This is a genomic window from Nocardioides sp. NPDC087217 (assembly GCF_044744805.1).
Taxonomy (GTDB): domain Bacteria; phylum Actinomycetota; class Actinomycetes; order Propionibacteriales; family Nocardioidaceae; genus Nocardioides.
In genome coordinates this window covers 35,955-57,848 of record NZ_JBIUZB010000008.1, presented here as the reverse complement: position 1 = coordinate 57,848, position 21,894 = coordinate 35,955, and the positions used below count along the sequence as shown (strand labels likewise).

Annotated in this window: 19 protein-coding genes; 6 read left to right on the top strand and 13 right to left on the bottom strand. The window is 69.6% G+C overall.

The annotated features are described in order from the left end of the window. Positions 1 to 18: 18 nt before the first annotated feature. From zwf to ACIO3S_RS26200, 4 genes are all read right to left on the bottom strand, one after another. Positions 19 to 1,476 carry a glucose-6-phosphate dehydrogenase gene (gene zwf, locus ACIO3S_RS26215; protein ID WP_160025843.1) on the bottom strand — a complete coding sequence of 486 codons (1,458 nt, stop codon included), beginning with the start codon at positions 1,474 to 1,476 and terminating at the stop codon, positions 19 to 21. Positions 1,477 to 1,564: 88 nt separating this feature from the next. After that, complete coding sequence (locus ACIO3S_RS26210) at positions 1,565 to 2,833, bottom strand: anthranilate synthase component I family protein (RefSeq protein ID WP_400468933.1); 1,269 nt, start codon at positions 2,831 to 2,833, stop codon at positions 1,565 to 1,567. After that, entirely contained in the window at positions 2,830 to 3,417 is a 588-nt protein-coding gene (locus ACIO3S_RS26205) for an aminodeoxychorismate/anthranilate synthase component II (protein WP_350844452.1), read from the bottom strand. Before ACIO3S_RS26205 ends, ACIO3S_RS26210 begins: the two co-directional genes overlap by 4 nt. Then, a complete protein-coding gene (locus ACIO3S_RS26200) occupies positions 3,414 to 5,354 on the bottom strand; it encodes an anthranilate synthase family protein (protein ID WP_400468931.1) in 1,941 nt (646 codons plus the stop codon). The genes ACIO3S_RS26205 and ACIO3S_RS26200 overlap by 4 nt, the downstream gene beginning before the upstream one ends. 93 nt (positions 5,355 to 5,447) lie before the next feature. Between ACIO3S_RS26200 and ACIO3S_RS26195 the strand changes: the two genes are divergently transcribed. From ACIO3S_RS26195 to ACIO3S_RS26185, 3 genes are read left to right on the top strand one after another with little or no spacing between them, the layout of a single operon-like run. Further along, positions 5,448 to 5,948 (top strand): SigE family RNA polymerase sigma factor, encoded by a 501-nt coding sequence (locus tag ACIO3S_RS26195; RefSeq protein WP_400468929.1) that lies wholly within the window; start codon positions 5,448 to 5,450, stop codon positions 5,946 to 5,948. Next, a complete protein-coding gene (locus ACIO3S_RS26190; protein ID WP_400468927.1) occupies positions 5,945 to 6,565 on the top strand; it encodes a hypothetical protein in 621 nt (206 codons plus the stop codon). The genes ACIO3S_RS26195 and ACIO3S_RS26190 overlap by 4 nt, the downstream gene beginning before the upstream one ends. Positions 6,566 to 6,605: 40 nt before the next feature. Next, the gene (locus tag ACIO3S_RS26185; protein ID WP_400468925.1) at positions 6,606 to 7,250 is read left to right on the top strand and encodes a nucleotidyltransferase domain-containing protein; all 645 of its coding nucleotides are present in this window, start codon (positions 6,606 to 6,608) and stop codon (positions 7,248 to 7,250) included. Between the two features lie 56 nt (positions 7,251 to 7,306). Here the strand turns inward: ACIO3S_RS26185 and ACIO3S_RS26180 are convergent, their stop codons facing one another. Continuing rightward, on the bottom strand, positions 7,307 to 9,496 hold the full coding sequence (locus tag ACIO3S_RS26180; RefSeq protein ID WP_400468923.1) for a HelD family protein: 2,190 nt from the start codon (positions 9,494 to 9,496) through the stop codon (positions 7,307 to 7,309). A gap of 116 nt (positions 9,497 to 9,612) precedes the next feature. Next, positions 9,613 to 10,380, bottom strand: coding sequence for an enoyl-CoA hydratase family protein (locus tag ACIO3S_RS26175; RefSeq protein WP_400468922.1), 768 nt, complete (start codon positions 10,378 to 10,380; stop codon positions 9,613 to 9,615). Positions 10,381 to 10,411: 31 nt separating this feature from the next. Between ACIO3S_RS26175 and ACIO3S_RS26170 the strand changes: the two genes are divergently transcribed. Further along, entirely contained in the window at positions 10,412 to 10,981 is a 570-nt protein-coding gene (locus tag ACIO3S_RS26170) for a protein-L-isoaspartate O-methyltransferase (protein WP_400468920.1), read from the top strand. Here ACIO3S_RS26170 and ACIO3S_RS26165 read toward each other — a convergent pair. After that, the gene (locus ACIO3S_RS26165) at positions 10,978 to 12,114 is read right to left on the bottom strand and encodes a YihY/virulence factor BrkB family protein (RefSeq protein ID WP_400468918.1); all 1,137 of its coding nucleotides are present in this window, start codon (positions 12,112 to 12,114) and stop codon (positions 10,978 to 10,980) included. The two genes, ACIO3S_RS26170 and ACIO3S_RS26165, sit on opposite strands and share 4 nt — an antisense overlap. A 96-nt stretch (positions 12,115 to 12,210) precedes the next feature. Here ACIO3S_RS26165 and ACIO3S_RS26160 point away from each other — a divergent pair, with 96 nt between their 5' ends. Both ACIO3S_RS26160 and ACIO3S_RS26155 read left to right on the top strand, forming a co-directional pair. Then, positions 12,211 to 12,771 carry an RDD family protein gene (locus ACIO3S_RS26160; protein ID WP_400468916.1) on the top strand — a complete coding sequence of 187 codons (561 nt, stop codon included), beginning with the start codon at positions 12,211 to 12,213 and terminating at the stop codon, positions 12,769 to 12,771. A 60-nt stretch (positions 12,772 to 12,831) separates the two neighbouring features. Then, the gene (locus ACIO3S_RS26155) at positions 12,832 to 13,524 is read left to right on the top strand and encodes an RDD family protein (protein WP_400468914.1); all 693 of its coding nucleotides are present in this window, start codon (positions 12,832 to 12,834) and stop codon (positions 13,522 to 13,524) included. A gap of 63 nt (positions 13,525 to 13,587) precedes the next feature. On the opposite strand, the gene ACIO3S_RS26150 is transcribed toward ACIO3S_RS26155, so the two are convergent. Genes ACIO3S_RS26150 through ACIO3S_RS26125 form a run of 6 tightly spaced genes read right to left on the bottom strand, consistent with a single transcriptional unit; the run spans position 13,588 to position 21,862 of the window. Next, the gene (locus tag ACIO3S_RS26150) at positions 13,588 to 14,775 is read right to left on the bottom strand and encodes an acyl-CoA dehydrogenase family protein (RefSeq protein ID WP_400468912.1); all 1,188 of its coding nucleotides are present in this window, start codon (positions 14,773 to 14,775) and stop codon (positions 13,588 to 13,590) included. Continuing rightward, positions 14,772 to 16,667, bottom strand: a complete 1,896-nt coding sequence (locus ACIO3S_RS26145) for a biotin carboxylase N-terminal domain-containing protein (protein ID WP_400468910.1) — start codon at positions 16,665 to 16,667, stop codon at positions 14,772 to 14,774. The genes ACIO3S_RS26150 and ACIO3S_RS26145 overlap by 4 nt, the downstream gene beginning before the upstream one ends. 5 nt (positions 16,668 to 16,672) lie before the next feature. Next, a complete protein-coding gene (locus tag ACIO3S_RS26140; RefSeq protein WP_400468908.1) occupies positions 16,673 to 18,241 on the bottom strand; it encodes an acyl-CoA carboxylase subunit beta in 1,569 nt (522 codons plus the stop codon). Continuing rightward, positions 18,238 to 19,371 carry an acyl-CoA dehydrogenase family protein gene (locus ACIO3S_RS26135; protein WP_400468907.1) on the bottom strand — a complete coding sequence of 378 codons (1,134 nt, stop codon included), beginning with the start codon at positions 19,369 to 19,371 and terminating at the stop codon, positions 18,238 to 18,240. The genes ACIO3S_RS26140 and ACIO3S_RS26135 overlap by 4 nt, the downstream gene beginning before the upstream one ends. Further along, positions 19,368 to 21,059 (bottom strand): acyclic terpene utilization AtuA family protein, encoded by a 1,692-nt coding sequence (locus ACIO3S_RS26130; protein WP_400468905.1) that lies wholly within the window; start codon positions 21,057 to 21,059, stop codon positions 19,368 to 19,370. Before ACIO3S_RS26130 ends, ACIO3S_RS26135 begins: the two co-directional genes overlap by 4 nt. Next, positions 21,056 to 21,862, bottom strand: coding sequence for a TIGR03084 family metal-binding protein (locus ACIO3S_RS26125; RefSeq protein WP_400468903.1), 807 nt, complete (start codon positions 21,860 to 21,862; stop codon positions 21,056 to 21,058). The genes ACIO3S_RS26130 and ACIO3S_RS26125 overlap by 4 nt, the downstream gene beginning before the upstream one ends. Positions 21,863 to 21,894: the final 32 nt, after the last annotated feature.

Here is a 21,894-nt window from a genome sequence, read left to right as displayed (position 1 = left end):
TCGCTCCGGTCGTCTCGGCTAGTGCTTCTTCGTCTCGCGCCAGGAGCGCTCGAAGGGGAGACGCCAGGCGTGGGGGGCGATCAGCTGGTGGATCGAGTTGGGACCCCAGGAGCCGGGCGCGTAGAGGCGCACTGGCGGCGGGTTGTCGAGGAGCGGCTGGGAGATCTCCCAGAGCGTCTCGATGCCCTCGGCGGTGGTGAAGAGCGTGTGGTCGCCACGCATGGCGTCGTGGATGAGGCGTTCGTACGCCTCGAGGACGCCGGTCGAGGAGCTCGTCTCCTGGGTGGCGAACTGCATGGAGAGCTTCTCCAGCTTCATGCCGGGCCCGGGGCGCTTGCCGTAGAACGACAGCGACATCTTCGACTGGTCGGCGAGGTCGAAGGTGAGGTGGTCGGGACCCTGGGTGCCGGCGCCGGAGTTGGCCGGGAACATCGTCAGCGGTGGCTCCTTGAACGCGATCGAGATGATCCGCGCGCCCTCGGCCAGCTTCTTGCCGGTGCGCAGGAAGAACGGAACGCCCGCCCAGCGCCAGTTGTCGATGATCACCTTCATCGCGATGAAGGTCTCGGTGTCGGAGTCGTCGGCGACCTCGTTCTTGCCGCGGTAGCCGGAGTATTGACCACGGACCACGTTGCGCGGGTCCAAGGGCCGGATCGAGCGGAAGACCTTGTTCTTCTCCTCGCCGATCGGGTCGGGGGCGAGCGAGGTCGGCGGCTCCATCGCCATGAACGCCAGCACCTGCATCAGGTGGGTCACGACCATGTCGCGGTAGGCGCCGGTGCTCTCGTAGAACGCGGTGCGTCCCTCCAGGCCCAGCGTCTCGGGGATGTCGATCTGGACGTGGTCGATGAAGTTGCGGTTCCAGATCGGCTCGAAGAGTCCGTTGGCGAACCGGAAGGCCAGGATGTTCTGCGCGGCCTCCTTGCCGAGGAAGTGGTCGATCCGGAAGATCTGCTCCTCGCTGAAGACCTCGTGGATCTTCGCGTTGAGCTCCTTGGCCGACTCGAGGTCGGTGCCGAAGGGCTTCTCCATGATGATCCGGGCTCGCTCGACGAGGTCGGCCTCCTCGAGCTGACGGATCACGTCCTGAGCGGCCTTGGGCGGGACGCTGAGGTAGTGGAGACGGCGCACGTCGCTGCCGAGCCCCTGGAGCTTCTTCTCGGCCAGCTTCACCGCGTCGGCGAGCGCGTGCGGGCCCTCCTTGGTCGAGACGTAGGAGAGCATCCCCCCGAACGCCGCCCAGCGCTCGTCGGTGATGTCGCCCTTTCCGAACTCCTCGCACGCCTCGCGGGCGAACTCGATGAACTGCTCGTCGGACAGATCCTCCAGCGATGTGCCGACGATCTGAGCATCCGTCATCAGCCCGGCCTCGTTGAGTCTGAGCAGGCCAGGCAGGAGTTTGCGGCGCGCCAAATCACCGGTCGCACCGAAGAGCACGATCACATGTGGCAGGGCTTTGTCGTCGATGGTCGCCATGATGAGTCCACGGTAGTCCCCGTTTTATGAACGATCCAATAGACAACGGCCGCCGTCTCAACGTGTCGCCGTCTTTTCACCTGTTTGATCATCTGGCGAGGGAAGCGCGCACCCGATCGGCCTTCAGCCGCGCCTCGGCGGCCTCCTCGGCGACGTCGGATCTGACCGTGATCCCGCCGCCCGTGCCGATCTGCCAGGTGCGGGTGTCATGGGTCGTCAGCGTGCGGATGATGACGCCCAGATCGGCCGGGCCGTCGCCGGAGATCCAGCCGAAAGCACCGGCGTACGCCGCCCTCGGCCCGCCCAGGTCGCGCTCGGCCCGTTCGATGACCTCCATCGTGCGCAGCTTGGGCGCACCGGTCATCGATCCGGCGGGGAAGAGCCGGCGCAGCGCCTCGATCGTGGTGATCCCATCGCTGAGCTGTCCCCTGACCGTCGTGACGAGCTGGTGCACGGTCTCGTACGACTCCACCTGCATCAGGCCGGGCACCTCCACCGTCCCCGGCTCGCAGACCATCGCCAGGTCGTTGCGGAGCAGGTCGGTGATCATCAGGTTCTCGCTGCGGAGCTTGGGATCGGTACGCAGCAGCTCCGCGTGGGCCGCGTCCTCCGCGGCGTTCGCGCCCCTGGGGGTCGTGCCCTTGATCGGCCTCGTCTCGATCACGCGGTCGGCGTCGATCAGGGCGTACCGCTCCGGGCTCGAACTCAGCAGCCACGCCGCGTGGTCGGCCACGTCGTGCTGGAGGAACCCGGCGTACGGCGCGGGGTTGATGCTCCTCAGCCGCAGGTAGGTCTCCACCGGGTCGGCCTCGGCATGGACCGTGGTCCGGTAGGTCAGGTTCGCCTCGTAGGTGTCGCCGGCCCGGAGGGCCTCCTGGACCTGATCGAAGGCGGCGGCGTAGGCGGGGGTCGGCGGGGAGGAATACCCGGTTAACCGGGTACTCCTGCACTTCTCTGGCGTTGCAACACCCGAGAAGTGCAGGGATTGCCGGAGAAGTTCGTGCTCGAAGAGCCGAGTATGCGAAGGCCTCATCCAGATCGCATCCGGAACGTCGTCGGACGGAGCGGCGGGGAGATCGGGGCGGCAGGCGTAGCCGAAATAGCCGAACCACTGCTCCCCCGGGCCGATCTCGCGCTCCAGGACGTGCCAGATGTCGTCGCCGACGACCTCGGAGCGGCCGCCGGTGTGGCGCAGCACTTCGCGGCGAGCGGCGGAGTAGGTCAGCGAGACGTCGTCGTCCTCGAGCCAGCCGATCAGGGACCGCGTACCGGACCACTCGCGCGCGCCACCACCATCGAGCCAGACGCAGCGCGGGTGCGCGGCGGCGACCTCGGCGAAGAGATCCTCGACGCTCACCGTGGCCCCGGTCGACCCAGGCTCTGCTGGTTCAAGAAGTTCGCGACCATCGCCGCGCCGTGCTGGGAGAGCACCGACTCCGGGTGGAACTGGACGCCCTCCAGCGGCAGATCCCTGTGCCGTACGCCCATCACGACCCCGTCCTCGGAACGGGCCGTCACCTCCAGGACATCGGGGACCGAGACGGCCGCCAGGGAGTGGTAGCGGACCGCCTCGAGCGGCGACGGGATACCCGTGAAGACCCCGCGACCGTCATGAGTCACCCGGGCCACCTCGCCGTGGGCGGGCTCGATCCGGTCGACGACACCGCCGTAGGCGGTCACCAGCCCCTGCATCCCCAGGCAGACGCCGAGGACGGGCCGCCCCGCGTCCAGGAGTACGTCCCGCCCGACCGCGAAGTCCGCCGGATCGGCCGGGTGGCCTGGCCCGGGCGAGAGGACCACATGGGTGTAGCCGGCGAGGTCCCCGAACTTCACCTCGTCGTGCTCCACGACATCCGGAAGGGCCCCGGTGACCTGCGCGACCATGTGGACGAGGCTCCACACGTAGGAGTCGTGGTGGTCGACCACGACGACTCTGGTCATTGGGCGAGCAGATCGCTGACGACGTCGTGGATGAGGTCGTAGCCGCGCTCGGTGAGGACCGACTCCGCGTGGAACTGGATGCCGGCGTAGTGCGGACCGGAGATGGCATGGATGTCGCCCGTCTCCGGATCGGCATCCACCGACACCCTTGCGGGCAGCTCCGTCGACCCCACCCGTCCGACGAACGTGTTGTAGAAGCCGACCCGCTCGCGACGCGGCCGCCCGCCGAACCCGAGACCCACGCGCGTCTGGGTGCCCTGGAAAACGATGTCCTTGTAGTGCAGGCCGATCCCGAGCTGGTGGCACAGCGCCTGGTGGCCGAGGCAGACCGCCAGGAACGGCTGCTCGGTCTCGAGCAGCGATGCCACGGCGGCACGCAGCTTGGCCATCTTCGGATCAGTGCCATCGCGCGGGTCACCCGGGCCGGGCCCGACGATGACGAGATCAGCACCCGCGAAGGCACCGTCCTCATAGTCCTCGTGCCGCACGACCGACGAGGTCATGCCGAGCACCCGCAGGACGTGGCGCAGCATGCGTACGAAATCGTCCTCGCCATCGAGGATCACCGCGTGCTTGCCGGCGAGGTGAGCGGAGGGCTCCTCGTCGCCCTGGTCGGTGAGCCAGAACGACGACAGGCGGCGGTTGCGGGCGGCCAGGGTCAGCAGCAGGTCCTCGTCGTTGACCAGCTCGGAGACGTCCTGGGCGAGGGCGGGCGCCGCCGGCACCAGCCCGAAGGCCGACAGGATCCCGCCGGCCTTGGCGTGCGTCTCGGCGACCTCGTACGTCGGGTCGGAGTCGCGGACCAGCGTCGCGCCGGCGCTCACCTTCAGCCGGCCGTCGACGGACACGTCCGCGGTGCGGATCACGATCGGCGAATCGACCGTCGGAGCACCGGACTCGTCACGGCCGAGCAGCGCGAGGGCGGCGCCGTAGTAGCCCCGGCCCTCCGGCTCGTACTTCTTGATCAACCGGCACGCGTTCTCCACCGGCGAGCCGGTGACAGTGGCGGCGTACATCGTGTCGCGCAGGATCTCGCGCGGATCCCGTGCCGACCGGCCGGCCAGCAGATACTCGGTGTGGATCAGCCGCGACATCGGCTTCAGGAACGGCCCGAGCACCTGGCCGCCCTGGTCGCAGATGTCGCACATCATCTTGAGCTCCTCGTCGACCACCATGAAGAGCTCGTAGACCTCCTTCTGATCATTCAGGAAGTCGGTCAGCTGGCCCTTGAGGTCGTGGGCGATCTTCTCCGGGCTGCCCTCGAGGTCGCGCGGCAGCCGGAAGGTGCCGGAGATCGGGTTCATCCGGACGTCGCCGCCGTGGACGCTCACGTGCCGCTCGGGCGAGGCGCCGATGAGGTAGCGGTCGCCGGTGAAGAAGCAGTAGGTCCAGTACGCCCCGCGCTCACGCTCCAGAAGACGACGCAGCACGGTGAGCGCGCGGTCGTGGTTCCAGTCGTCGAGCTGGGCCCGGTAGTGGCGGCCGATCACGAAGTTGGCGCCCTCGCCCTGGCCGATCTCGTCCTCGATGACGGTCTTGACCAGGTCGGCATAGGTGTCGTCGTCCACGTCGAACCCACCGCGGTCGGTGAACTCGACGGGCACGTCCGGGAGCGCCTCGATGACCTCCGCGACGGAGAACTCCCACTCGCGCTCCACGTCGACGACCACCAGCGGGGTGCCATCGTCGTGGGCCTCGAAGCCCCGCTCGCTCACCTGCCGGAACGGCACCGCAAGCAGTCTGTCGGCCACCTTCCCCGGCTCCGGGGTGCCCTCCTCGAGAGGTACGTCGAGCAGCGACTCGACCACGGACCGGGTGCCCGCCAGCATGCCGACCGTGTCCCGGTCACCCGCCCGCGAGGAGCGCCGGATGATCGCCCACGCCTCGTGCCCCGTGATCTCCTCGATCGCGGTCTTGGCAGGGCTGTTGGTCGTCATGGGATGAGCCTAATCCGCGCGCTGACGCGTGACCCATTCGATTCGGATGGTGGGCCGTGCAACCCCGCGGCGCCCCGAATCCGTTGACAGTGCGTGAGACGTTCCCAAGACGCCGAATTCGAGGCCTTCGTACGCCGCCACCGAGCGCCGCTCGTCGGCACTGCACGGCTGCTGACCGCCGGCGACGCCCACCTGGCCGAGGATCTGGTCCAGTCGACCCTGGTCAAGGTCTATCTGGCCTGGGGGCGAGCTTCCCAGCACCCCGCTGCGTACGCTCGCCGGACCCTGATCAACTGCCTGACCGACCACCGCAGGCGCCCGTTCTTCCGGCGGGAGCAGGGCGCGGTCACGCTCCCCGAGGCACCGGTCGAGGATCCGGCGATGGTCGATCCCGAGCTGGTCGCGGCCCTGGCCGAGCTGCCGCCCCGGCAGCGCGCGGCCGTCGTGCTCCGCCATGTCCACGACCTCTCGGTCGAGGAGGTCGCCGACGCGCTCAGCTGCTCGACCGGAACCGTGAAGTCCCAGACCGCACGCGGCCTGGACAAGCTCCGGGCGCTGCTCACCCCCACCCAACTGACAGGAGACTCCCGATGAACGACGTGATCGACCGCCTCGCCCGCCTGACCCCGTCCCCGTCCGCCGCGGCGACCGAGGACGCCGCCGCCGACCTGCGCCGCGGCCACCGGGCGCTCTCCCGGCGCCGCATCAAGCGCGCCGCGCTCGGCGGCGCCGCGCTGACCCTCGCGGTAGGCGGCGCCTTCAGCGGGATCGCGCTGACCTCGGGCGACGACGTCGCACCGATTTCCCAGGCCGCCGACAACGTGCGCCTGGTCGACTACGACGGCGCCCAGATGCCCGGTTACACCGTGGCGAAGGTGCCCGAGGGGTTCGTGCTGCAGGGATCCGACCAGTACGTCCTCGCCGTCGCTCGCCCCGACGACAAGTCCTCCATCAGCGACTTCCGGGACAAGATCGTGGTGACCCTCGAGTCGCCCTCGTCACCCGCCGAGGGCGCCACCGACACCACGGTCAACGGCCAGCCTGCCACCCTCGTCACCACCCCCGACGGCGCGACGATGCTCAAGTACGCCTACCGCGACTTCACCGTCGTGATCCAGATGTGGAACACCATCCACCTCACCGACGAGCAGCTCGTCGAGTTCGCCGAGGGCGTCGAGGTCACCGCCGACGCCAAGCCCTCCGTCGGCTGACCCACCTCCCGACGCCCACCCACGCGGCTAGGCTGCGCGGGTGGGCGTCAACGATCTGAACAACGACGAGTTCGAGCGCCTCTACGGGCCCTGGGCAACGCACACCCCGGCCGACGTGGCCGCTCTCTTAGAGGGCTATCCCGGCACCTGGTGGATCGCGGGCGGGTGGGCGATCGAGGCGTTCACCGGCGTACGTCGTGAGCACGAGGACACAGACACCTGTGTGCTCCGCAGCGAGTTCGCCGTGCTGCGCAAGCATCTGTCGGGGCGCTTCGACGTGTGGGCGGCCGGTACGGCGGCGCTGCGTCCGCTACTCCCAGACGACGATCCGGGCGGCGCCGCGGACGATGTCCTCTGGGAGACCGAGGGTCAGGTCTGGACGCGGCGGAGCGCTGGGGATCCCTGGGAGTACGACCTGCTGCTCAACCCCGGCACCGCCGATGAGTGGGTCTACCGGCGTGAGGAGTCAATCCGGATGCCGATGTCCGAGGCGGTCTGGGAACGCGATGCGATCCGATATCTCCAGCCCGAGATCCAGCTCCTCTACAAGGCTCCAGGGCTCCGCTCGAAGGACCAGTTCGACTTCGACAACACCGTGCCGCTGCTCGACGACCGCCGGCGTCGCTGGCTGCGGCGCGCGCTCGAGCAGACCTTGCCCGACCACCCCTGGATCACAGCCCTCTAGCCACCCGGCCATCGCCGAGTCGGCGCGTTCTGACGCGCCGACTCGGCGACAGGTGGTCAGGAGACGGTGGTCAGCAGCTGGGTCGCGCGGGTGAGGACGACGTAGAGCGTGGCGCGGCCGGTGGCCGACTCGCGTTCGATCTCGTCGGGGCTGACCACGACGATGCCGTCGAACTCAAGGCCCTTGGTGTCCAGGCCGGTGAGGACGACGATGCGGTCCTCGCCGGAGGGCACCGAGGTCGGGTCAGCGGCGGACGCCGCAGCCGAAGGAGCGTCGGCCGCGAACTCCGGCCAAGACGCGAGCCAGGAGTTGACCTCGGAGCGGCGCGCGACCGGGACCACGATGCCGACGGTGCCGCCGACCTGCGACGCGATCTCGCCGACCGCGTCCCGGGTGGCCTTCTCCAGATCGACCGAGTGCTCGATGACCCGCGGCTCGACGCCGGTGGAGCGCACCGCGGTCGGCAGGTCGGCGTTGAGCCCGACCCGCTCGGCGTAGGCCGCGGCGAAGTCGTAGATCTCGGCCGAGTTGCGGTAGTTCGTGGACAGGTGGAACGCGTGGACCGGCTTGCCCTCGAGCGCCTTGGCCCGGGCGGCCTCGGCCTCCTCCGCCACCGGCCACGAGGACTGGGCGGGGTCGCCGACGATGGTCCACGAGGCCGTACGTCCCCGGCGACCGACCATCCGCCACTGCATCGGGGTCAGGTCCTGGGCCTCGTCGATGAGGATGTGGGCGAACGGGTCGTCATCGATCCGGTACGTCGGCGGGCGCCAGCCACGGCCCGAGGCGAACTCGCGGTCGGAGGCGGTCATCAGCTCGGCGATGTCGATGCCGCTCTGGTCGGCGTCGCGCTCGTCGGCGACCTGCTCGGGGATGTCGCCGATCGCGTAGCGGAGCTCGTCGAGCAGCGGGATGTCCTCGATGGCCAGGTCGGCGTCGGTCAGGCCGCGGCCGGCCCACGACTTGAGGAGCAGCTGCTGCTCGTCGTGAGTCAGGATTCCCTCGGACACGCGAGCGAGGAACTCTGGCTCGCGGAGCCAGCCGAGCACCTCGCGCGCCTCCAGCGCCGGCCACCAGGCGGCGGCGAACTCGAGGAAGGCGGGGTTGTCGAGCATCTCGTCGTTGAAGACCTCGCGACCACGCTCGCGGCCGCGCTCGCCGCGTACCTGCCGCCAGAGGATGTCGAGAAGCATCTGAGGTACGCGACGCAGCTGCTGGTTGCGCCGGCCCTGGCTCATCAGCTGACGCCGCAGCTCACCGAGCCGCTTGCCGTCCAGCCGCAGCGAGTCGTCGCGGTAGAAGACCTTGAACTCGCGCGGGGAGCCCGGCGCCTGCTGGCGCGAGGCGCGGCGCAGCACCTCGGCCATCCGGACCGAGCCCTTCACGTCGGCGACGGCGGGGTCGTTGTGCCACGTGGCGCGTACGCCGTCCACGACCTCACCCAGGGAGCGCAGCGCCACCGCGGTCTCACCGAGGCTCGGCAGGACGCGTTCGATGTAGCGCATGAAGACGCCCGACGGCCCGACGATGAGCACGCCGCCGGACTCGTAGCGGCGACGCTCGGTGTAGAGCAGGTAGGCGGCCCGGTGGAGAGCCACCACGGTCTTGCCCACTCCCGGACCGCCAGAGATGGTCGTGACGCCCTTGCCGGGCGCGCGGATGGCCTTGTCCTGCTCGGCCTGGATGGTCGCGACGATGGAGTGCATCGTGCGGTCGCGGGCGCGGCTGAGCTGGGCGATGAGCGCGCCCTCGCCGACGATCGGCAGGTCGGCGCCGGAGCGCTCCAGCGCCTCGGCGTCGAGCAGCTCGTCCTCGACACCGATCACGCTCTGCCCCTCGGAGCGGAGCACCCGCCGCCGGATCACCGACCGGGGCTCGACCGCCGTGGCCTGGTAGAACACCGCAGCCGCCGGCGCCCGCCAGTCGATCAGCAGCGAGTCACGCTGCGCGTCGCGCAGACCAATCCGGCCGACGTAGCGCGGCTCGGGGTCGACCGACGGGTCGAGGTCGAGGCGACCGAAGACCAGCCCCTCGTGAGCGGCATCGAGCTGCGCGATGCGTCGCGCCGCCTGGAAGGCGAACGCGTCGCGCTCGACCAGACCACCTTCATGGCCCAGACGCCCACGGTCGCGGCCCTCGGCGGCCAGCTCCTGCGCAGCGCGCGCCGACTCTCCCAGCTGGAGGTAGACACGATCTACGAACCCCTGCTCCTGAGCGATCTCGCGCTCAGCCAGCTTGTCGTTCAACTGGATGTTCCCCCGTCACAAAGATCCACACCCGCCGTGCGCCCCCCATGGCGCACGGCAAGGAGATAACTCTACCCCCGACGTGGTGTTATGCGAGCACGGGTGCCACCAGTCGGCTACCGCTTGCGAGACAGGAAGGCGGTCATCGCCTCGCGGGCCTCGTCGGAGCCGAAGAGGCGGGCGGAGAGGGCGGCCATCTCCTCGCCGCCGGCGTCGATGTGCTCGACCAGGCCGCGGACCATGAGGCGCTTGGTCTCGCGCAGTCCCTGGGGGGAGCCCTCGAGCAGGGAGGAGGTGATGGCGGCGACCTCGTCGTCGAGCGAGGCGGCGGGGACGGCGGCGGTCAGGATGCCGATGCGGGCAGCCTCCGCGGCGTCGAACTTGTCGCCGGTGAGGAAGTAGCGGGAGGCGGCGCGGGCGTCGATCCGAGGCAGGATCGAGAGGGAGATCGCGGCGGGGGCCAGGCCGAGCCGGACCTCGGTGAGTGCGAACGAGACGGTGTCGGCGGCGATCGCGATGTCAGCGGCGGCAACGAGCCCGAGACCCCCGGCGCGCACCGGTCCCTGGACCTTCGCCACGACGGGCTTGGTCAGGGCGACGATGGTGCGCTGGAGACGTACGATCCCGCGGGTGCCCTCCTCCATCGGCACCGTCGCGGCCTCGGAGAGGTCGGCGCCGGAGCAGAAGACGGTGCCCGTGGCCTGCAGCACGACGGCCTTGACGGAGGTGTCCTTGTCGGCGGCGTGCAGCGCCTCGAACAGCTCGGTGACCAGCTGGCGGGAGAGCGCGTTGCGGTTGGCCGGCGAGTCGAGGGTGATGGTGGCGACACCCTCGGCGACGTCGAGGTGGACGAGCTCAGCAGTGGATTGAGGCGACTCAGTCATGGGGCAGACCTTACGGTGCTTGACTGGAGGTGTGGACCGGGTCCTCGATGCGTTCTCCGCCATCCCCAGGGAGGGCTTCCTCCCTCCCGAGGAGCGCAGCTTCGCGACGTTCGACGAGCCGCTTCCGATCGGCCGCGGACAGACCAACTCGCAGCCGCGGACGGTGGCCGACATGCTCCGTCTTCTCGAGGTCGCACCGGGTGACAAGGTGCTCGACGTCGGCTCCGGGTCGGGCTGGACGACCGCGCTGCTCGCCCACCTGACCGGTCCGGAGGGCAGCGTCATCGGGGTCGAGCTGGAGCCCTCGCTGGTCAGGTTCGGGCGACGGAACCTGGCGGCGACCGACCAGCCGTGGGCCCGCATCGAGAAGGCGAAGCCCGGGGTCCTCGGGTGGCCTCGGCAGGCTGCGTACGATCGCATCCTCGTCTCCGCCGAGGCCGAAGCCCTGCCACGCGAGCTGATGGACCAGCTCGCCTCGCCCGGGCGAATGGTGGTCCCGGTCGCCGGGCTGATGATGCTGGTGGAGCGGAACGAGACGGGCGTGGTGCGACTCAGCAGCCACGGCTGGTATCGCTTCGTGCCGCTGCGGAGGAAGCCCTAGGAGCTCGTACGCCGCTCCGGCTCGCCCTCGTCGGGATGCGGCACCGCGCGCAGCTGGCCCGGCGGCACCGGCGGCGGTGGCTTGGTCGGCGGCAGCGGCCGGCTGAACTCGTCGTGGCGACGGATCCGCCTCGCGGTCTTGCGGAGCCAGGAGGGGTCCATGACGATCTCGTGGGTGTCGCCGTCGGGGCCGTCGAACGTGACCGCGACCGTCTCGAAGCCCTTGTGACGCTGCATCAGGGCATAGCTCGCGTAGGCGCGGCGGTCGGCCTCGGTCAGCTCGACGTCGTCGGTGAAGAGAGTCAGCAGCGCCCGCGGCCACAGGTGGCGGGCGTAGACGACGTTGACCTCGATCGAGAGCACCACCATCAGCGCCGCGATGTAGAGGAAGGCGACGAGACCGAGGACCAGCGCGAAGGTCTGGTTCATGCCACGGGTTGCGGCGAGCACGTGCTGGACGAACTCCGCACCGAAGTACTGCAGCACCTGCCACAGCATCGCGAACGTGAGCGCTCCCGGGAGAGCGTGGGCGAGGGCGTGGTCGCGCGTGGTGGCCATCCGGAAGACGACGCAGAGCATGCCGGTGACGATCACGACGGTGCCGAGGATCACCAGCCAGTAGCCGACGTCGACCGCCTTGAACCCGAGGAAGTCGGTGCGGCTCAGCACCAGCGACAGCGCGGTCACCGAGAGGATGGCCAGACCGCCGGCGGCGAGCATGAGCAGCGACCGCACCCTCAGCAGGATCGGGTTGGGGCGGCTGTTGCGCGGCACGGACCAGGCTGTGTTGACCGCGTTCTGCAACGAGAGGCCCAGGCCGAGCGCACCGTAGAGGGCGGTGAGACCACCGATGACGATCGCGCTGGACGAGCCGGTGAGCTCCTTGCGGCCGAGCTGGTCACCGATGATCGGGAACTGCGCCAGCGCCGTGTCGAGCACCGCCTCCTGCAGGCTCGGGTTGCCCTCCAGCACGAAGCCGAGGATCGAGGAGGCGAGCAGCAGGATCGGGAAGACGGCCACGAAGGCGTAGTAGGTGATGATCGCGGCGAGGTTGTTGCCCTGGTCGTCCCAGAACTTGTACAGGACAGCCAGCGGGAACGCGACCGGCGGAAACCGGCGCTGAGCCCGATCCATTGCCGTCGCCGCTCCAGCCATAAGGGTCAGGCTAACCCCTGTGTGACCCGATAGATTGAACGTCGGTCAGGTCAGCAGGCCAGCACACTCGAGGAGATGACCCACCAGATGTCGAACTTCGGCCCGCCGCCCGGGCCACCGCCAGGCGCACCGCAGGGCCCCACTCATGGACCGGGCGAGCAGCCCCAGGCCCCGCCGTGGGCACAGCAGTCGTACGTCCCCGCCGGCCCGCCGCTGGCGACCTGGGGTCGCCGCGCCGGCGGTGCGCTGATCGACGCGGCGCTGCTGGTGCCGTTCTATCTGGTCGCCGGCGTGGGAGGCGGGTTGTCGCAGGAGTCCGGCTTCTTCGTCACCATCTTCGGCCTCCTGGTCACCCTGGTCGGCTGGCTGGGATTCATCGGCTTCGCCGTCTGGAACCACGTCCTCAAGCAGGGCCGCACCGGCCACACCATCGGCAAGAGCGTCCTCGGGATCAAGCTGGTCCGCACCGAGTCACAGGCGACGACCGGCGTCCCGATGGCGCTGGGGCGGCAGCTGCTCCACGTCCTCGACGCGTTCTGCTTCATCGGCTACCTGTGGCCGCTGTGGGACGACAAGCGGCAGACCTTCGCCGACAAGATCGTCGCCACGCTGGTCGTGGTGGAGCCTCGGTCATAGCCACAGCGGGCTCAGGCGTGTGCGCTGACAATTGCGTAGAGATGTGGCCATACTCGGCGCATGTCTAACTACGGCCCGCCTCCTGGCGCCCCGCAGGACCCCTCCGGCCAGCCCCTGCCGCCGACTCCGCCGCCCGCACCGGCCTACGGTCAGCCCAGCGCTCCGCCGCCTCCGCCCGCGCCGGGCTACGGCGCCGCTCCGGCCGCACCTGGCTACGGCGCCGCCCCGGCCGGGTACGGCTATGGGGCCCCGACCCCGCCGTACGCCTCCTGGGGTGCACGCGCGGGTGCCTTCATCATCGACGGACTCGTCGGCGCGGTGGCCATGATCCCGTTCTGGATCGGCTATGGCCTGCTCATCGGCGGCGCCACCGCGGGCGGTGTCTCGGAGTACGACCCGAACACCGGCATGTACACATCCGCCGGCGAGCCCAACGGGGCCCTCATGGCCATCGGCGGGCTGCTCATGTTCATCGGCTTCCTCGTGTCCCTTGCCTTCCTGTTCTGGAACTACGGCCTGAAGCAGGGCAAGACGGGCTACACGATCGGCAAGGGCGTCCTCGGCATCAAGGTCGTCAAGGAGGCCGACGGTCAGGTCCTCGGCACCTGGTTCTCGATCGGGCGCTTCTTCGTCCACTACCTCGACCAGCTCGCCTGCTACATCGGCTACCTGTGGCCGCTGTGGGACGACAAGCGTCAGACCTTCGCCGACAAGATCCTCAGCACGATCGTCGTCATCGAGCCGAAGAAGTAGAGACAGACGTACGCATCAGGGCCGGTCGCTCACGCGACCGGCCCTGTACTCATTTCGCCGTGATCAGTAGGACTTCGGGAGCCCCAGGGTGTGCATGGCGACGTAGTTGAGGATCATCTCCCGGCTGACCGGGGCGATCCGGCCCAGCCGGGCGGCGACGAGCTGGTTGGCCAGGCCGTACTCGACCGTCAGGCCGTTGCCACCGTGTGTGTGGACCGCGGCATCGGTGGCGTTGCAGGCGACCTCGCCGGCGGCGTACTTGGCCATGTTGGCGTACTCCCCGGCACCGGCGTCGTCGCCGGCGTCGTAGAGCGCGGCGGCCTTCTGCCACAGCAGGCGGGCCTGCTCCAGCTCGATCTTGACCTTCGCGAGCGGGTGCGCGATGCCCTGGTGGGAGCCGATCGGGGCGTCCTTCCAGACCGACCTCGACCCGGCGTACTCGACCGCCTTGCCGAGCGCGTAACGCGCCATCCCGCAGGAGAGGGCTGCGCCCATGATCCGCTCGGGGTTGAGGCCCGCGAAGAGCTGCCAGATGCCGCCGTCCTCGTCGCCGACGAGGGCGTCGGCGGGGAGACGTACGTCGTCGATGAAGAGCGTGAACTGCTTCTCCGGCGCCTCCCAGGCCATCGGGATGACCTGCTTGGTGAAGCCCTCGGAGTCGGTCGGGACCACGAAGAGGGCGGGCTTGAGCTTGCCGGTCTTGGCGTCCTCCGTCCGCGCGACGATGAGGACCGAGTCGGCCTCGTCGACACCGGAGATGAAGGTCTTCTGACCGTTGAGCACCCAGCTGTCGCCGTCGCGCTTCGCCGTCGTCGTGATCTTGTGGGAGTTCGAGCCGGCGTCGGCCTCGGTGATCCCGAAGGCCATCAGATGCGAGCCGTCCGCGATCGCCGGCAGCCAGCGCTTCTTCTGCTCGTCGGTGCCGCAGCGGCCGATGATGCTGCCGCAGATCGCCGGGCTGACGACCATCATCAGCAGCGGAGCGCCGGCGGTCGCCGCCTCCTCGAGCACGGCGGCCAGGTCGCTCATGCCACCGCCACCACCGCCGTACTCCTCGGCGATGTTGACGCCGAGGAACCCGTTGCGGCCCATCTCGAGCCACATCTCGGTCATCTTGCCGCCCTCGCGGGCCTGCTTGGCGACGAAGTCGTGGCCGTACTTGCCGGCCAGCTTCGCCACCGCCTCTCGCAGCGCGGTCCGCTCCTCGGGCTCGCCAAACGGATTGGGCACCGTTGCGGTGGTGGTGGTCATGCTGTCTCCTCTACGACGGCCAGCACCTCGCCGGCGGCGACCTGGGTTCCTGGTTTGACGTTGATCTGAGCGAGTACGCCGTCGGTGGGCGCGGTCACCGTGTGCTGCATCTTCATCGCCTCCAGAACCAGCAGCGGCTGGCCCTCGGTGACGTCGCTGCCGGTCTCGGCGAGCACGCTGATGACCGATCCCGGCATCGGCGCCAGCAGGCTTCCGGGCTGGGTCTGGGTCGCGGGGTCGGTGAACCTCGGACGCTTCCGCAGCGCGGTGTGGCCGAACGAGGAGTCGACGTCGATCCGGTCTCCGGCGACGGCGATCTCGTACGCCGTCCGCAGACCGTCCCGCTCCAGCACAACCCGGCTCTGACCTGCATCGATGACCTCGAAGCCGTCGATGCGATAGCCGTCGCGGGTGCCGTACCACTCCACGACGAGGCCGTCTTCGGAGCCATCCTCGAAGACCGTCCGCTGCGGCTGGCTCGTGACGTTGCGCCAGGCGACCGGGAGCCCCGGGCGGCGGGTCGCCTCGGCCAGCGCGACCGCTGCCGCCACCGGGGCGCCGGGGTCCTCCGTGCGTGGAAGGAATTTTTCTTCCGCGAGAAGAGAGGTGCTGACCTCACCGGACCGGAACGCCTCCGACCCGAGGATCCCGATCAGCTGCTCCCGGTTGGTCACCAGGCCATGGATCTTGGCCGTACGCAGCACCCCGACGAGCCGCCGGATCGCCGCGTCGCGCGTGGGGGCGTGGACGATCACCTTCGCCAGCATCGCGTCGTAGAAGGTGCTGACCTCCGAGCCCGACGTGTAGCCGGCATCGACGCGCGCATCCCCCGGAAACTCGAGCGTCGTCAAGGTCCCCGATTGCGGCTGATAGTCGGCTGCCGGATCCTCGGCGTAGAGCCGTACCTCCACCGCATGCCCGCTGACCCCGCCGGAGCCGCTAGGCGAAGGCGTGTCGAAACCAACACCTTCGGCCACCGCGATCTGCAGCTCCACCAGATCCACCCCATGAACCAGCTCGGTCACCGGGTGCTCGACCTGCAGACGCGTGTTCATCTCCAGGAACCAGAACCGCTCCGAGGCGGCGTCGTAGAGGAACTCGACGGTCCCGGCGCCGCGGTAGTCGATCGCCGCGGCAGCGTTCCGGGCGGCCTCGTGGAGCGCCGACCGGACGGTGTCCGGGAGCAGCGGAGCCGGCGACTCCTCGACGACCTTCTGGTGACGACGCTGCACCGAGCAGTCGCGCTCGCCGAAGACCGCCACATTGCCGGCGCCGTCGCCGACGACCTGGACCTCGACGTGGCGGCCCGCCTCGACGTACGGCTCGACGAAGACGGTCCCGTCACCGAAGGCGGACGCGGCCTCGGCCTCGGCCTTGGCGATCTCGGCACCGAGAGCGTCGAGCGAGCGGACGATCCGCATCCCGCGGCCGCCCCCGCCGGCGGAGGCCTTGACCAGCAGCGGCAGGTCGGACTCGACCGGCGAGGCCGGTGCCTCCAGGACCGGGACGCCGGCGGCGGCCATGATCTTCTTGGCCTCGATCTTGGAGCCCATCTGCTCGATCGACTCGGGCGCGGGCCCGATCCAGACCAGACCGGCCGCCTCGACGGCGCGGGCGAAGTCGGCGTTCTCCGACAGGAACCCGTAGCCCGGGTGGATCGCGTCGGCGCCGGCCACCTTGGCCGCCTCGATGACGAGGTCGGCGCGGAGGTAGGTCTCGGCCGGGGCGTTGCCCGGGAGGCGTACGGCATGATCCGCTTCCGCCACGAACGGCAGGTCCGCGTCGGCGTCGGAGTGCACCACGACGGTCTCGATGCCGAGCTTGCGGGCGGTGCGGAAGACGCGCGAGGCGATCTCGGCGCGATTGGCGACGAGGATTCGACTGATGGTCATGGCAATCACATCCTGAAGACGCCGAAGTTCATGGCGCCCTCGATCGGTCGGGTGGCGATGGCAGAGAGGCAGAGGCCGAGGACGGTGCGGGTGTCGCGCGGGTCGATGACCCCGTCGTCGTAGCCGAGGCCGGAGAGGAACATCGGCAGCGACTGCTCCTCGACCATCCCCTCGACCATCTCCTTGACGCCCTTGAACCCGTCGGCGTCGAAGACCTCGCCCTTCTTCTCGGCCGACTCGCGGGCGACGATCTCCATCACCCCGGCGAGCTGGGCCGGCCCCATGACCGCGGACTTGGCAGAGGGCCACGTGAACAGGAAGCGGGGGTCGTACGCACGGCCGTTCATGCCGTAGTTGCCCGCGCCGTAGCTCGCGCCCATGATCACGGTCAGGTGCGGGACGGTGGAGTTGGAGACCGCGTTGATCATCAGGGCGCCGTGCTTGATGATGCCGCCCTGCTCGTACTCGGTGCCGACCATGTAGCCGGTCGTGTTGTGCAGGAACAGCAGCGGGGTGTCCTTCTGGTTGGCGAGCTGGATGAACTGCGCCGCCTTCTGGGCCTCCTCGCTCATCAGTACGCCGCGGGCGTTGGCGAGGATGCCGATCTCGTAGCCGTGCAGCCGCGCCCAGCCCACGCAGAGGCTCGATCCGTAGAGCGGCTTGAACTCGTCGAACGGCACCTCGTTGTCAGGCCCGGTCCCATCGACGATCCGCAGGATCGCCTCGCGCGGGTCGAAGGGCTCCTTGAGGTCGGTCGGGATCAGGTCGAGCAGGCCGTCGGGGTCGAGCTCGGGCTCGTAGCTCGCCTTCGGCTCGGGACCGCGCTTGCGCCAGTTGAGCCGGGCCACGACGCGTCGCGCCTGCCGGATGGCGTCGTGCTCGTCGACCGCGAGGAAGTCGGAGGAGCCGGAGATGCGCGAGTGCATCTCGGCGCCGCCCAGCGACTCGTCGTCGGTGTCCTCGCCGGTGGCCATCTTCACCAGCGGCGGGCCGGCCAGGAAAACCTTCGCGCCCTCCTTGACCATGATCACGTAGTCGCTCATGCCCGGGACGTACGCACCACCGGCCGTGGAGTTGCCGAAGACCACCGAGATGGTCGGCTGCTTGCGGGCGGAGGCACGCGTCAGGTCGCGGAACCCCTTGCCGCCGGGGATGAAGATGTCCTTCTGGGTGGGCAGGTCGGCGCCGCCGGACTCGGTGAGGTTGATCGTCGGGAGACCGTTCTTCTCCGCGATCTCCGCGGCCCGGAAGGAGCGCTTGAGGGAGTAGGGGTTGAGCGCCCCGCCCTTCACCGTCGGGTCGTTGGCGACGATCATGCACTCGACGCCCTCGACCACACCGATGCCGGTGATGATCGAGCCACCGACCGGGAAGTCGCTGCCCCAGCCGATCAGCGGCTGGGTCTCCAGGAACGGGCTGCCCTCGTCCAGCAGCAGCTCGATCCGCTCGCGGGCGAGCAGCTTGCCGCGGGCCTTGTGGCGGGCGACGTACTTCTCCCCGCCTCCGGTCGCCGCCTTGGCGTGCTCGGCGTCCAGGGCCTCGATCTTCTCGAGGAGGGCTTCTCTGTTGCTCATCGGTCCAGTCCCAACAGCTTGGCGGCCAGGTCCGTCATCACTTCGGTCGCTCCTCCTCCGATCGGCAGGATCCGGGCGTCGCGGTAGTGCCGCTCGACCTCGGTCCCGTACATGTATCCCGTCCCGCCGTGGAGCTGGACGGCTTGGTCGACGACCCAGGTGCAGGCCTCGACCGCTGTCTGCTTGGCCAGCGCCGCCTCGGCGATCGTGGCCTGGGTGGACCCTTCGCGGTCGTAGCGCGCGACCACGGCGTGGGTGTAGGCCTTGGCCACCTCGACCTGCCGGTGCATCTCGACCAGCTTGTGACGTACGACCTGACGCTTGATCAGGGGCTCACCGAAGGTCTCGCGCTGGCGGCAGAAGTCGGCGGTGAGCGCCAGGCAGCGGGCGGCCGTGCCGTAGCCCTGCACGGCCAGCGCGATCCGCTCGGTCACGAACGCCTCGGCGATGTAGATGAACCCGGCGTTCTCGTCGCCGACGAGGTTGGCGGCGGGGAGGCGTACGTCCTCGAAGGCGAGCTCCGCGGTGTCGGAGCAGTGCCAGCCCATCTTGGCCAGCTTGCGGGTGACCGTGAAGCCAGGGGTGTCCTTGTCGATCACGAGCAGGCTGATGCCGCCGGCGCCCTTCCCGCCCGTGCGGACGGCGGTGGTGACGAAGTCGGCGCGTACGCCGCTGGTGATGAACGTCTTGGCGCCGTTGACCACGAACTCGTCGCCGTCACGGACCGCGGTGGTGCGCAGATGGGAGACGTCGGAGCCGCCGTCGGGTTCGGTGATGGCAAGGCTGCCGATCTTCTCACCGGCCAGCGTGGGCTTGACGTAGGTGTCGATGAGGTGGGGCGAGCCGTGCTTGGCGATGTGCGGCAGCGCGATCCCGTGGGTGAACAGGCCCGCGAGCAGGCCGGACGAGGCGCCCTCGGACATCATCCCCTCGGTCACCGCGACGGTGTCGGCCAGTCCGCCACCCTCGCCGCCGGCCTCCTCCGGGAACCCGATCCCGAGCAGGCCCTGCTTGGCGGCGGCCTTGTGGACCTCCCGTGGGATCTCCTGGTTGTCCTCCCAGACCTGCAGGTCGGGGAAGACCTCACGGCGGGCGAACTCTGCGCCCAGCTGGAACAGGTCGCTGCTCACAGAAACTCCTCCGGGATGTCGACAAATCGGCTCCGGGCCCACTCGCCCAGCCCCTTGGCCTGCGGGTCGAACCGCGTCGAGGCGGCCACGCCCTCCCCGAGCAGATCGTGGATGACGATGTTCACGCCGCGCAGGTGCGGCAGCGGGGTGATGTCGATGGCGAGTTCTTCGGCCTCGGGGATCAGCTTCCGCACCCATGGCTGAGTGACGGTGCGCAACAGCCACTCGACGGCAACGTCCGGTCGGCCCTGCGGCACCCAGAGCCCGAGGTTGGCATCGCCGCCCTTGTCCCCGGAGCGTGCGTAGACCAGATCGCCGAGCGGCACAGAACGGAGCGAACCGACTGGCACGCCGAATGCCGGGGACGCGAACGTCTGCGGGCGCTGCGGCGACGGCTCGGCATACGCCAAGGGGGCCGGGACCTCGTAGGTAGAACCGTCGGGGAGGTGGACGGTCTCCGGGGCGCGGTCGCGCCGGACGTACGCAGCTTTGTAGATCCCGAACGGAGACGGCCGTCCCGGGGGCGCAGTGACATGGAAGCCCGGGTAGGAGGCGAGCGCCAGCTCGATGGCCGGTGCGGTGAGGGCACGTCCGACGGCGTCGGCGTCCGCCGCCCGCGCCGAGAGCCGCAGGATACAGGCGGCTCCCTCTTCGGTCGGCGAGTCGGGGGCAGGGACGCGGTAGGTCGACCAGGTGTAGTCGGGCCCGATCGGGAGCTCGGCGTCGAGCTGGTCACGCAGCCAGGCGGCCTTGGCGTCGATGTCGGGGCCGGTGAGCACGAACTCGGCCGAGTTGCGGTAGCCCCCGAGCGAGTTGACCGCGACCTTGAGGGTCGCCGGCGGCGGCGTGCCGGTCACGCCCGTGATCGCGACCCGGTCGATCCCGACCTCCTCCAGACGGATCGAGGTGAGGTCGGTCGTCACGTCGGGACCGAGGTAGAGCGGGCCCTGGATCTCGTAGAGCAGCTGGGCGGTGACCGTGTCGACCGTGACCGTACCGCCGGTCTCGTCCTGCTTGGTGATGATCGAGGAGCCGTCGACGGCGATCTCGGCGACCGGGAAGCCCAGCGGACGCGCCCGAGCCTGCGGCGACATGGTCAGGAACCCGGAGAAGTTGCCGCCGGTCGCCTGGGTGCCGCACTCGATCACGTGCCCGGCGACCACGGCGCCGGCGAGCTCGTCGTAGGAGTCGCGCTTCCAGCCGTGGTGGGCGATCGCCGGTCCGACGACGACGCTCGCATCAGTGACCCGACCGGTGACGACGATGTCGGCGCCGGCGTCGAGCGCGTGCGCGATCCCGAAGGCACCGAGATAGGCGTTGGCGGTCAGCGCGTCGGGGTGGGAGTCGAGACGACCCCGGAGGTCGTCTCCGTCGACGTAGGCCACCTTGGCGCTCGTCCCCAGCGCCTCGATCGCCTGAGCCAGACCCGCGGGGTTGAGACCGCCGGCGTTGGAGACGATCTTGACCTCTCGCTGCAGGGCGAGGTCGATGCTGTCCGCGACCTGGCGCAGGAAGGTCTTGGCATAGCCCGTCGAGGGGTCCTTGAGGGTGTCCTTGCCCAGGATGAGCATGGTGAGCTCGGCGAGGTAGTCGCCGGTGAGCACGTCGAGCCGACCGCCCTCGAGCATGTCGCGCATCGCCGAGAACCGGTCGCCGTAGAAGCCGGAGCAGTTGCCGATCGTGATCATCGCGCGTCCCCTTCCGGAGCCCGTCCGGAGCCGGCAGGACCGGCGAACGCCTGGGCGATGCTCAGCCACTTCTCGGCGTCATCCCCGGTGGCCTCCAGCGCGGTGTCGTCGCGGTGGATGCGCTGGGTGACGAGACGTGCGAAGTCGTACGCCGGTCCTCGGACGCTCTGCGCCGCATCCTCAGGCCCCCACTCCCAGACCTCACCGGACGGCGCGGTCAGCTCGATCCGGAACGCGGAGCTCGGCGGAGTCAGACCGTGGACGCCGTAGGAGAAGTCACGGGTGCGGGTGCCGAGGTGGCAGACGTGCTTGATGCGGTCGCTGGGCTCGTAGGCGAGACCGAGCGCCTCACGCACGTCCAGCCCGTGGGCCCAGGTCTCCATGAACCGCGCGGTCGCCATCGAGGCCGGCGACATCGGCGGCCCGAACCAGGGCAGCTTCTGCCCGTTCGGGACGTTCGCGAGCGCCCCGGCGAGCTCGCCGCGTACGCCGTCCCAGTGCTCCAATAGGTCCGTCGCCGGCATCGTGGCCAGTGCCAGCGCAGCCTCGTCGACGTACCCCTCGGGATTCTTGAGCGCCTCGGTGACCAGCTCGTCCCACGCGGTCGCGTCACCCGCGACCCACTCGGTCGCGGCGAGCGCGGCCTCGTCGGTCCAGGCCAGGTGGGCGATCTGGGCGGCGACGTCCCAGCCCGCGGCCGGCGTCGGTTCGCGCCAGCCCGCCTCGCTCAGCCCCGCCACCACCTGGCGCAGCTCGAACCCCTCCATGGAGAGGTCCTCGAGAAGTTCATCCAGCAGACTCATCGGGCCACCTCCGTAGCGCACGCGCCAGAGTA

Coding starts and splice junctions, on each gene's coding strand:
- ACIO3S_RS26165 (WP_400468918.1), bottom strand. CDS start 12,114: ATGGATCGGGCTCAGCGCCGGTTTCCGCCGGTCGCGTTCCCGCTGGCT.
- ACIO3S_RS26150 (WP_400468912.1), bottom strand. CDS start 14,775: ATGACCACCACCACCGCAACGGTGCCCAATCCGTTTGGCGAGCCCGAG.
- ACIO3S_RS26175 (WP_400468922.1), bottom strand. CDS start 10,380: ATGACTGAGTCGCCTCAATCCACTGCTGAGCTCGTCCACCTCGACGTC.
- ACIO3S_RS26145 (WP_400468910.1), bottom strand. CDS start 16,667: ATGACCATCAGTCGAATCCTCGTCGCCAATCGCGCCGAGATCGCCTCG.
- ACIO3S_RS26205 (WP_350844452.1), bottom strand. CDS start 3,417: ATGACCAGAGTCGTCGTGGTCGACCACCACGACTCCTACGTGTGGAGC.
- ACIO3S_RS26125 (WP_400468903.1), bottom strand. CDS start 21,862: ATGAGTCTGCTGGATGAACTTCTCGAGGACCTCTCCATGGAGGGGTTC.
- ACIO3S_RS26160 (WP_400468916.1), top strand. CDS start 12,211: ATGACCCACCAGATGTCGAACTTCGGCCCGCCGCCCGGGCCACCGCCA.
- ACIO3S_RS26155 (WP_400468914.1), top strand. CDS start 12,832: ATGTCTAACTACGGCCCGCCTCCTGGCGCCCCGCAGGACCCCTCCGGC.
- zwf (WP_160025843.1), bottom strand. CDS start 1,476: ATGGCGACCATCGACGACAAAGCCCTGCCACATGTGATCGTGCTCTTC.
- ACIO3S_RS26130 (WP_400468905.1), bottom strand. CDS start 21,059: ATGATCACGATCGGCAACTGCTCCGGCTTCTACGGCGACCGGTTCTCG.
- ACIO3S_RS26140 (WP_400468908.1), bottom strand. CDS start 18,241: ATGAGCAACAGAGAAGCCCTCCTCGAGAAGATCGAGGCCCTGGACGCC.
- ACIO3S_RS26190 (WP_400468927.1), top strand. CDS start 5,945: ATGAACGACGTGATCGACCGCCTCGCCCGCCTGACCCCGTCCCCGTCC.
- ACIO3S_RS26200 (WP_400468931.1), bottom strand. CDS start 5,354: ATGACGACCAACAGCCCTGCCAAGACCGCGATCGAGGAGATCACGGGG.